This is a genomic window from Flavobacterium panacagri (genome assembly GCF_030378165.1).
GTDB classification, from domain to species: Bacteria; Bacteroidota; Bacteroidia; order Flavobacteriales; family Flavobacteriaceae; genus Flavobacterium; species Flavobacterium panacagri.
Window position 1 is genome coordinate 2,434,926 of the sequence record NZ_CP119766.1, and the last position, 11,931, is coordinate 2,446,856.

Sequence of the window (11,931 nt, forward strand, 5' to 3'; positions counted from 1 at the left end):
TAAAACAAAGATACCACTATGCCTGAAGATAGCATTGAACACATTAATTTTGAGGAAATTAATGATTTGGCGATTTCAAAGCCATTAGTATCTCATATGTATACAGCCGATCCTTCGGCGCATGTATTCAATGGGAAGATTTACATTTATCCGTCGCATGATATAGATGCTGGAATTCCGTTTAACGATAACGGCGATCATTTTGGGATGGAAGATTATCACGTTTTTTCGATGGACACGATATCATCAGAAGTTGTGGATAACGGAGTAGCGCTTCATGTTGATGATGTGGCTTGGGCCGAAAAACAAATGTGGGCACCCGATGCAGGACATAAAAACGGAAAGTACTATTTGTATTTTCCAGCCAAACGTGCCAATGGAATTTTCCAGATTGGAGTGGCGATAGGCGACGCACCAGAAGGGCCGTTTATACCTCAACCTGACGCTATAAAAGGAAGTTACAGTATTGACCCGGCCGTTTTTGAAGACGAAGACGGAAAACATTATATCTATTTTGGAGGCATTTGGGGTGGACAGCTTCAGAAATACCGAAACAATATATACGATTCCAATAACGAAGAACCGTTTGGAAATGAACCTGCTTTAGGGCCAATCGTAGCTATGCTTCGCGATGATATGCTGGAATTTGCCGAAGAACCAAAAGAAATCCAGATTCTGGATGAAAACGGAAAAGTGATTTTGGCAAGCGATAACGACCGTCGTTTTTTTGAAGCTTCTTGGGTTCACAAATACAACGGAAAATACTATTTCTCCTATTCGACAGGCGATACACATTTTATCTGTTACGCTATTGGCGACAATCCGTATGGACCGTTTACGTATCAGGGAAGAATTTTGAATCCCGTTGTAGGCTGGACTTCGCACCATTCTATTTGTGAAGTAGAAGGAGAATGGTATTTGTTTTACCACGATTCGAGTTTGTCAAAAGGCGTAACACATTTAAGAAGCATGAAAGTAACCAAAATCGATTATCTTGACGATGGTTCCATAGTAACAATTGATCCATACGGAATTAGAAGATTATTTGATTAAGATTTTAGCAAAAAAAGATGTTTAAAAAAAGCAGATTAGGTAGTGCATTGATAAGCGCATTCATTTTAATGAGTGCTTTTTCATCGTGTAAAAAAATTTCGCAAAAATCACAATCGGTTGTGTATTCCGATTATGCTGTTTTTGACTGGTTTGATTATCGAGGAAATGACGATGCGTATCAAAATCTAACAAAATCTGATGCTGAGTATTTAAATCCTGTTTTGGCTGGTTTTTATCCTGATCCTACAATCTGCAGGGTTGAGGATAAGTTTTACTTGGTGAATTCTTCTTTTTGCTATTTTCCTGGACTTCCTATTTTTGAAAGTACCGATTTAGTAAACTGGAAACAGATTGGAAATATTATAAACCGTCGCGAACAATCCGATTTTGGCAATTCTCGTCTTTCAGGCGGCATGTATGCGCCAACAATTCGATACAATAAAGGCATTTTTTATGTGATTTGTACCAATGTCAGCGGAGTGGGTAATTTTATTGTTACAGCTAAAAATCCGTCTGGGCCTTGGTCAAATCCGATTGCGCTTCCTGAAGTTAACGGAATCGATCCAGATCTCTTTTTTGATGAAGACGGAAAAGCTTATATTACACATAACGGGCCTCCGCCTAATAATGTTTCGCTTCACGATGGCCATCGCGCCATTTATATGCTGGAATACGATTTGGAAAAACAAAAAACCACAACAGCTCCCAAATTGGTTATTAACGGCGGAACCGATATGGCTATAAAACCAGTCTGGATTGAAGGGCCGCATGTGATTAAAAAAGATGGATTTTATTATCTGATTTGTGCTCAGGGTGGAACAGGTTTCAATCATTCTGAAGTGGTTTTTAGAAGTAAAAACATCTATGGCCCTTATGAAAGTTATGCTAATAACCCGATTTTGACGCAATCGCATTTAGACCCAAATCGTAAAAATTTAGTTTCGACAACAGGTCATGCTGATTTTGTTCAATTGTCAAACGGCGATTGGTGGTCAGTATTTTTGGGCTGTCGTCCTTATGAAGGTGATTTGTATAATACTGGAAGAGAGACCTTCATGATGCCTGTGCAATGGAAAAACGATTGGCCAGAAATTGTCGGCGGAAATGAGCCTATTCCTATGATTCATAAACGACCAAATCTTATTCTTTCAAAAGAAAAAATAGAAGCCAATAACGGGAATTTTGTTTGGCAAGATAATTTTGATTCGGATGAATTGGGTTTGAAATGGAATTTTATTCGAACTCCTTTAGAAAAATGGTATGATTTAAAAGACGGAAAATTATATATCAAACCGAGAAATGAATCGATTCATACCGAAACTAATTTCTCTTTTATTGGAAGACGACAACAGCATTTAAAGTTTGAAGCTTCAGTGAAGTTTGAATTTACACCAAAAGATAATTTACAAGTTGCGGGTCTAACTGCTTTCCAGAATGAAAAACATTATTTGTTGATTGGAAAGCGCCTGAATACTGATAAGAAGCAAGAGGTTTTTGTAGAAAGAACTGCGAGTAAAATCAATAATGGAAAATCGGAGATAATTGCTAAAAAAGATCTTTTTGATTCTGATAAAGACTTATTAGTGAAAATTGAAGGAAATGGAAGATTATATAGTTTTTATTTTAAAACAAAAGAAAAAGAAAAGTGGAATTTGTTAATTAAAGATGTTGATGGGGCTATTTTAAGTACAAAAGAAGCTGGAGGTTTTGTAGGGACGTATTTGGCGATGTATGCGTCGAGTAGGCATTTTGCGAGATAAAGTTTTAAGTGAAGTGGTTTCGTTTAGTTTGTCATCCTGACGAAGGAAAGATCACACTAGAAACTCCGCACAGAATGTCGCCAATCTTTGTCGATTCTCGAGTGTGATCTTTCCTTCGTCGGGATGACAAAACTGAGAGTGAACTTCTTAGCGTTCTTTGCGTAAACCTTTGCGAACTTTGCGGTTAAATCACTTTATGTAGTTACTATTGTGATTTTTCCTTTTAAATGGAAATGACAAGATTGTGTCTCTTGAACTCGCTTTGCGTGAGGGATAGCAGTGGAAAGCCCGGAGCCTGACGAAGGAAGTGCGAGGACTTGAAACGGATAGCCTCCCGATAGCTATCGGGACAAGCACACGCCCAAATTATTGAAAAATAGATTTTTAAAAACTTAACATAATTAATACAAAAAACAATTTTTTATAAAATATTTTTAGCTACTTTAGCATAACAGAACGGAACAGAACGGTATGCTAAAAGAAGAAGAAAAATTTGAGTTTATAATCAATCACGAAAGTGATATTCCAAAGTATCAGCAGTTGGTGGATGGAATTACAAATTCGATTGCGGAGAATATTCTGCAAAAAGGAGATTTGCTTCCGTCGGTGAATGTGATCTGTAAAACGTATCAGCTTTCGAGAGACACGGTTTTTAAGGCTTATTCGATTTTAAAAGACCAAAATACGATTGAATCTGTGCCGAATAAAGGCTATTACGTAGCGGGTGAAACAAGAAAAGTGCTTTTGGTTCTAGATACGTTTAAGGCATATAAAGAGGTTTTGTATCATTCGGTTGTGAATAATCTGCCCGATAATGTGATTATCGATGTGCAGTTTCATCATTATAATATTGATGTTTTTAAAACGATTATCAATAACGGAATTGGGAAGTATTATAAATACGTGGTGATGAATTTTGATCATCGGGATATTGCTCCGGCATTGTCGGCAATTTCAAGTGACAAATTGCTTTTGATTGACTGGAATATTCAGGCGAAAAAGACGAACAATTATGTTTTTCAGGATTTCGGGAAAGCGTTTTATGAGTCTTTGACAGAGGCAGTTTATTTGTTTAAAAAGTATAAAAAGATACAATTTGTCTATCCTGATTTTACGAATCACCCGTGGGAAACAGTGGAATTTTTTAAGAAATTCTGTGCCGATTTTGGTTTTGAATACGAAGTGATTACAGATCCGAAGAAGTTCAATATCGAAAAAGGCATTGCTTATATCAGTGTAAGCGACAGGATTTTAGGGCACTTTTTAGAGCAGTGTAAAGAGAAGGATTACGAACCGGGAAAAGATGTTGGCTTTTTATCGTACAACGAAACCCCGATGAAGAAATTTATATACAAAGGAATTTCGGTTGTTTCAACTGATTTTAAAGAAATAGGAACCAAAGCAGCGGCATTTATTACGCATGACGAAGAAACGAAGTGTTATGTGCCGACAAAATTAATAATAAGAGAATCATTGTAAGTATGTATTATATCGGATATGATATTGGAAGTTCTTCTGTGAAAGCAGCAATTGTTGAAGCAGAAACGGGTAAAAAAGTGATCGTTTTGAATGAACCGCAAAACGAAATGGAAATCCTTTCAATTCACCCAGACTGGGCAGAGCAGGATCCAGAAATTTGGTGGCAGTACATTTGTACGGCAACAAAAAGAGCGATTAAAGAAGCTAATATTGATGCGTCTAAAATTCAGGGAATTGGTATTTCGTACCAAATGCACGGATTGGTGATTGTGGACAAAGAAGGCGCTCCGTTACGAAATTCAATTATCTGGTGCGACAGCCGTGCGGTTGAAATTGGGAATACCGCTTTCGCCGAAATTGGAGAAGAGAAATGCATGTCGCATTTATTGAATTCTCCAGGAAATTTCACGGCTTCGAAACTGAAATGGGTTAAAGAAAACGAACCAGCAGTTTACAATAAAATTGCGAAATACATGCTTCCGGGAGATTACATCGCTTTGAAATTGACAGGCGAAGTAACGACTACCAAAAATGGTTTGTCTGAAGGAATGCTTTGGGATTATAAAGAAAATAAAGTAGCCGACTGGCTTTTAGAATATTATGGAATTGATACAGCATTGACTCCAAAAATCGTAGAAAATTTTACAAATCAAGGTGTTGTTACAGAAAAAGCTGCTGCAGAATCGGGTCTTCCTGCTGGAATTCCGATTGTTTACCGAGCGGGAGATCAGCCAAATAACGCTTTGTCATTGAATGTACTTCGTTCGGGAGAAGTTGCAGCAACGGGCGGTACGTCGGGTGTTTTCTATGCTGTTACAGAAACAAACTCAGGGAAAAGTACTCGTGTAAACAACTTCGTTCATGTAAATTATACAGAATCAAATCCGAGAGTTGGCAAATTGCTGAATATAAACGGAGCAGGAATCCAATACAGATGGATGCGAAACAATATCGGAAATGAGTCGTATGAAGAAATGAATGAAAAAGCATCTCAGATAAATGTAGGTTCGCAAGGATTGGTTGTCATTCCGTTTGGAAATGGCGCTGAAAGAATGTTCAATAACAAAAACATTGGGTCGCATATTCTAAACTTGAATTTTAATATTCATACCAATGCACATTTATTTAGAGCATCTTTGGAAGCCATTGCATTTTCTTTTGTTTATGGAATGGAATGCCTGAAAGATGATAATGCAACTATTAATGTCATAAGAGCTGGAAATGATAATTTATTCCGTTCTGAAATTTTCTCTAATACAGTGGCAACCTTAATTGGACATGAAATTGAAATTTACAATACAACCGGAGCAGTAGGAGCGGCAAGAGCTGTTGGCTTGACAGATGGCGACTTTGAAAAATTTGGTTCAGGAATTACAACAAACGATCACGTAATGACCTTTTTGCCTCTAAAAAATAAAGAGGAATACGAAACGGCATATAAAAAATGGAAACAAGAATTAGAATTAATATTAACAAATAAATAAAAAAATCAAATGATAGTTTTAGGAGATAAAGAATACTACAAAGGTATTGGCCAAATTAAATTTGAAGGAAAGGAATCTGATAATCCGTTGGCATTTAAATATTACAATCCAGACCAGGTTGTGGCTGGAAAAACAATGCGTGAGCACTTTAAATTTGCTATTGCTTACTGGCATACTTTCTGCGGACAAGGAAGCGATCCATTCGGGCCAGGAACACAGCAATTTGCTTGGGATGCTTCATCAGATCCATATCAAGCCGCAAAAGATAAAGCAGACGCTGCTTTTGAATTCATCAGCAAAATGGGATTCGATTATTTCTGTTTCCACGATTATGATTTGATTGCTGAAGGAGCAACTTTCGCAGAATCAGAAAAACGTTTGGCATTTATTACAGATTACTTAAAACAGAAAAAAGCAGATTCTGGAATTAAATTACTTTGGGGAACTTCAAACTGTTTCTCGAACCCAAGATTCATGAACGGAGCCGCTACAAATCCAGATTTTAATGTAGTAGCGAGAGCTGGAGGTCAAGTAAAATTAGCTTTGGATGCAACAATTGCTTTAGGTGGAGAAAACTACGTATTCTGGGGTGGTAGAGAAGGTTATATGTCTTTACTAAACACAGATATGGGAAGAGAATTAGACCACATGGCGCAATTCTTAGCAATGTCTAGAGACTACGCAAGATCTCAAGGTTTTAAAGGAACTTTCTTCATCGAGCCAAAACCAATGGAGCCATCTAAACACCAATACGATTTTGACTCGGCTACAGCAATTGGATTCTTGAAAAATTATGGGTTAGATAAAGATTTCAAAATTAATATTGAGGTAAACCACGCTACTTTGGCTCAGCATACTTTCCAACACGAATTAGAAGTAGCAGCAAAAGCAGGAATGTTAGGAAGTATCGATGCTAATAGAGGAGATTACCAAAACGGATGGGATACAGATCAGTTCCCAAATAACATTCAAGAAACAACTGAAGCCATGTTGGTTTTCTTAAAAGCTGGCGGATTGCAAGGCGGAGGAGTTAACTTTGATGCTAAAATCAGAAGAAATTCTACAGACTTAGAAGATGTTTTCTTAGCGCACATTGGCGGAGCTGATACTTTTGCAAGAGCTTTATTGACTGCAGATAAAATCATCACTTCTTCTCCTTACGAAAAATTAAGAACAGAAAGATACAGTTCATTCGATTCTGGAAAAGGAAAAGATTTTGCTGAAGGAAAATTAAACCTTAAAGATCTTTACACTATCGCTCACGAAAATGGAGAATTAAATCTTCAAAGCGGTAAACAAGAATTGTTTGAAAACATCATCAATCAATATATTTAATTGATTTAGATTTTCATATCAAACCTAACAGGCTTTCAAAACCTGTTAGGTTTCTTAAAAAACTAAAAACTAAATTTTTAAATAGGATAGCCGTAAAAAGTTAAAAATATTTAAAAGTGTTTTTTTAGATAAAAACTTTAAAAATGTGTATTAAGATTATGGCTTTTTTTCACATTAAGATTTCAGAAAAATAGATTGAAGGTTTAGTTACTATTTTTTTGAAGATCAAAATGAATAAAAAGTCAGTTTGATAAAATAATAAGTGAGTATTTTTTATTGAAGGTTTTTTGAAGAGCAGAATCAATCGAAATGCACATTTTTCACTCACTAGAACACACTGAGAACTTTGTCAATGTTTTAAACTTTGACAAAGTTTTTTTTACGCAAAAATACTTTTAACTTAAACCAAAAACTTATGAAATTTTTTATTGACACTGCCAATCTTCAGGACATTGAAGAAGCACAGTCTTTAGGCGTTTTAGACGGTGTAACCACCAATCCGTCTTTAATGGCAAAAGAAGGCATTACAGGAAAACAAAACATCCTAAATCATTATTTGGCTATTTGTAATATCGTTGATGGCGATGTTTCGGCTGAGGTAATCTCGACTGACTTTGAAGGAATTGTTAGAGAAGGAGAGGAGCTGGCAGCTTTACATCCTCAAATTGTAGTAAAACTACCAATGATTGGTGATGGCATAAAAGCCTGTAAATATTTCTCTTCAAAAGGAATTCGTACCAATGTAACTTTGGTATTTTCTGCTGGACAAGCCTTATTAGCTGCTAAAGCTGGAGCGACTTATGTTTCCCCATTTTTAGGAAGATTAGATGATGTTTCGACTGACGGAATGAACCTAATCGCTGAAATTAGAGAAATTTACGATAATTATGATTATCAGACACAAATCCTTTCAGCATCAGTAAGACATACGATGCATATTATTAACTGTGCAAAAATTGGTTCAGATGTTATGACTGGGCCACTTTCAGCAATCAAAGGCTTATTGAAACATCCGTTAACAGATATTGGATTAAAACAGTTTGTTGAAGATGCCAAAAAGATGAATTTATAGTCTTAATTTAAGATCATTTTTAGAATCCCCTCCAAGATATTTGGAGGGGATTTTTTATGAAATAAAAGCAACCGATTGTTTGTTTTAGGTTTTTGTAAGAAATATATTGTTTAGCGGTTAATAGATTGATTAGTAGTTACTAATTGAATAAAATCCTTATTTTATAAGGGTTGGATAAGGGTTTTCTCTTCAATTCTTTTTTGCAGTTTCACTACAACGTTTTAGCGGTTTTTGAAAAAATATTAAATTTTAACTTTTTATGTTTTTTTTAAGATTTATAAGTAAATGATTTATTATCTCTAACGTTTTCGTTGTATTAATTCTTGTTTTTGATTATTATTCAAATTTTTAATAATATAAACGAATAATATGTTTTTTTGAAGAGGTATTTTTTTAAAAATGACAAAAAAAATTAACGCAACCGATTGTGTGTTGTTGTTTTTTGTATATATTTGTTTTGACTATAAGTTGTTTTTTGTTTGATTTCTTTTAACATAAAAAAACAAACTATAGGTCAATTAAAAGTAAACTAACTAAACCATACTTATTAACTCATTAAACCAATTATTTATGACTAACTTTTTAATTACTAAAAGCAGATCAAAATACTTTAAGAATTTGGGAGTCCTAATTCTGATGCTGGTATGCTCTGCTGCGGTAAATGCGCAAATTACTGTTTCGGGTACTGTATCTGATGGTAGCGGACCAATACCAGGTGTCAATATTATTGTAAAAGGAACTAAAACCAGTACTGTTTCTAACTTTGACGGAACATATACACTACAATCTGTTCCTGCCAATAGTATTCTGGTTTTTAGTTTTATAGGATATAAGCCTCATGAAGTTTTAGTAAACAACAAAACTAAAATAGATGCGGTATTAGAAGAAAATTTAAATGACTTAAAAGAAGTTGTTGTAATTGGATACGGAACTGCTAAAAGAGCAGATTTAACAGGTTCTATTTCGTCTATCTCTAGCGCTGCAGTAACTCAATCAGTTGCTACAACTATTGATCAGGTTTTACAAGGACGTGCAGCGGGTGTGCAGATACAGCAAAATAGCGGTACACCAGGAGGAAGTTCTTCAGTGCGTATTCGTGGTATTAGCTCTATAACCGGTTCAAATGAACCTATTTATGTGATAGATGGTGTTATTATTGACGGAAATTCAGGTTCTTTAAATACCAACCCGCTTGCGGGAATTAATCCAAACGACATTGCTTCTATTGATATTTTGAAAGATGCTTCTGCAACTGCAATTTATGGTTCTAGAGCGGCAAATGGTGTAATCATGGTAACAACTAAAACAGGGAGAAAAGGAGACTTGACTTTAAATTTTGACAGTTATATTGGATGGCAGGAAATGCCGAAACAGTTGCAGGTTCTTAATTTAAGAGAATATGGAACCCTTAAAAATACGCGTTCAGACTTGGGAATTGTACAAAGAGATCCTTATTTTATCCGTCCTGATTTATTAGGGGAAGGAACAAACTGGCAGGATGAATTGTTTCAAACAGGTTTAATTCAAAGCTATAACTTATCTGCGTCTGGTGGTTCTGATACTACAACTTATGCATTAGGTATGTCGTATTTTGATCAAGAAGGAACTATAATTGGATCCTCTTTCGATCGTATGACTATTCGTGGTGTTATTGATTCTCAGGTAAAGAAATGGATGAAAGTGGGGGTAAATATGAATGTTTTTAAAACCAATCAAGTGACCACTGTTAATGATGATTCGGTAATCCTGACAGCTTTAAAGCAAACGCCAAATGTGGCAGCCCGAAATGCTGATGGAACTTTTGATGGACCAGATACAACTGAATTCGTTCAAACCAATCCATTAGGAATTGCAATGCTGAAAGATAATCATGGAAAAGATTATGGAGTTAGAGGAAATGTTTATGCAGAAATTAGTTTTACAAAAGATTTAAAACTTAGAACACAATATTCTATAGATTATGGTTTTGGAAACCGATATACTTTTAATCCGTCTTATACTTTTGGAGCATTATCAAATGAGGTTAGAGAAGGAACAAGAACAAAATCTACCAGCGAAAACTGGATCTGGACTAACACTTTGACTTATAATAAAATATTTGGAAAACATAATGTTAATGCGATGCTTGCAGAAGAACTTCAGGAAAGAAACTGGGAAAATCTTTACGGCTATCGCTCTGGATATTTAACAAATGGAGCAACAGACTTAAATGCGGGTGATCCAACAACAGCACGAAATTCTAATGCAAGTTCTACAAATTCTCTAAGTTCTTACTTTGGAAGGGTAGCTTACACATTTGATGACAGATATTTTATAACAGGAACGATTAGAAGAGATGGATCTTCACAATTTGCAGAAGGTAATAAATGGGACTGGTTCCCAGCTGCAGGTTTGGCTTGGAAGATATCAAATGAAGGATTCTTAAAAGAGAATCAGACAATCAATAATCTTAAATTACGTGCTGGCTGGGGAGTTACAGGTAATTCAAGCGTGCCAAATAATGCTTATACTTCTGTTTATGGTACTTCGGCAACCAATTGGGGAAGCGGACAGATTGCAACCAATACGGCAAATCCAGATTTGAAGTGGGAAAAATCAAACCAGACAAATATTGGTTTAGATCTTGGACTTTTTAATAATAGAGTAGAAATTACCGCAGACGTTTATTACAAAAGAACAGATGATTTATTATTAAGATTGTCACTTCCAGCTTATGTTGGTACAACAGGACAAGGGTCGACTTCTCCGCCTTTTGCAAATATTGGATCTCTTGAAAATAAAGGTATTGAGTTTACTCTAAACACAATCAATATGCAACGACCAGATTTTCTTTGGAAATCAAACTTTAATATCTCTATGAATAGGTTTAAAGTATTGAAATTAAATTCTGAGTCAGGAGTTTATGATCAGACTTTACAGCAAGGTTCAGATGTGACAGTGGTTACTCGCAGTGCAGTAGGACAAACATTAGGACAATTTTATGGATATAAAGTTATTGGACGTTTTGAAAAAGCAACAGATTTCTATTATAAAGATGCATCAGGAACTGTAAAGCCTACAGCATTACCAGAAGGAATGGTTATTGGCGAAAACGGTGTTTGGATTGGAGATTATATGTTTGAAGATGTCAATAAAGATGGCGTAATCAACGAAAAAGATGCTGGTTATATTGGAAATCCTAATCCAGATTTCACTTTTGGTTTTAACAACAGTTTTTCATTCAAAGGATTTGATGTGAGCATTTTATTTACAGGTTCTTATGGAAATGATGTTTTAAATTATCAAAGACGTTGGTTAGAAAATCCTCGTGAAAATACTAATTTATTGAAAACAGCTTTGGGATATGCGCAATTGGAATTAATAGACCCGAATGGTCCTAATGATTACAGAAATGTACAGATTGTGGGCGGTGATCCTTATATGCCAAGAATTGGAGCTTCATCAGCATCTTCTGCTTCTAACTATCGTTTGAGCAATAGATTTGTAGAAGATGGTTCGTATGTTAGGCTTAAAAACATTTCTATTGGTTATAATCTACCAAAGGATTTGTATTCTAAATATGGAATTTCAAATATCAAAGTTTACTCAAACATGCAGAATGTTTTAACCTTTACTAAATATAAAGGATATGATCCTGAAGTTGGTGCGATAAATCAAAATCAGCTTTTAAACGGTATCGATAATGGACGTTATCCTTCACCAGTAACAACTACACTTGGAATCAACATTAATTTCTAAAAACTGCACA

Annotated in this window: 7 protein-coding genes; all 7 read left to right on the plus strand. The window is 35.4% G+C overall.

Annotated elements, in window-relative coordinates:
* Positions 1-18 precede the first annotated feature (18 nt).
* The 7 genes from P2W65_RS10905 (at position 19) to P2W65_RS10935 (ending at position 11,921) form a co-directional block, all read left to right on the plus strand.
* Positions 19-1,053 (plus strand): glycoside hydrolase family 43 protein, encoded by a 1,035-nt coding sequence (locus P2W65_RS10905; RefSeq protein WP_289665510.1) that lies wholly within the window; start codon positions 19-21, stop codon positions 1,051-1,053.
* 17 nt (positions 1,054-1,070) lie between these two features.
* Complete coding sequence (locus tag P2W65_RS10910) at positions 1,071-2,813, plus strand: glycoside hydrolase family 43 protein (protein ID WP_289665512.1); 1,743 nt, start codon at positions 1,071-1,073, stop codon at positions 2,811-2,813.
* Positions 2,814-3,284: 471 nt separating this feature from the next.
* The gene (locus P2W65_RS10915; RefSeq protein WP_179002504.1) at positions 3,285-4,292 is read left to right on the plus strand and encodes a GntR family transcriptional regulator; all 1,008 of its coding nucleotides are present in this window, start codon (positions 3,285-3,287) and stop codon (positions 4,290-4,292) included.
* A 2-nt stretch (positions 4,293-4,294) separates the two neighbouring features.
* A complete protein-coding gene (locus tag P2W65_RS10920; protein ID WP_289665513.1) occupies positions 4,295-5,776 on the plus strand; it encodes a xylulokinase in 1,482 nt (493 codons plus the stop codon).
* A 9-nt stretch (positions 5,777-5,785) separates the two neighbouring features.
* Positions 5,786-7,111, plus strand: a complete 1,326-nt coding sequence (gene xylA, locus P2W65_RS10925) for a xylose isomerase (RefSeq protein WP_289665515.1) — start codon at positions 5,786-5,788, stop codon at positions 7,109-7,111.
* A 415-nt stretch (positions 7,112-7,526) separates the two neighbouring features.
* Positions 7,527-8,183 carry a fructose-6-phosphate aldolase gene (gene fsa, locus P2W65_RS10930; protein ID WP_289665517.1) on the plus strand — a complete coding sequence of 219 codons (657 nt, stop codon included), beginning with the start codon at positions 7,527-7,529 and terminating at the stop codon, positions 8,181-8,183.
* 570 nt (positions 8,184-8,753) lie between these two features.
* Positions 8,754-11,921 (plus strand): SusC/RagA family TonB-linked outer membrane protein, encoded by a 3,168-nt coding sequence (locus P2W65_RS10935; protein WP_289665519.1) that lies wholly within the window; start codon positions 8,754-8,756, stop codon positions 11,919-11,921.
* The last annotated feature ends 10 nt before the right edge of the window (positions 11,922-11,931 follow it).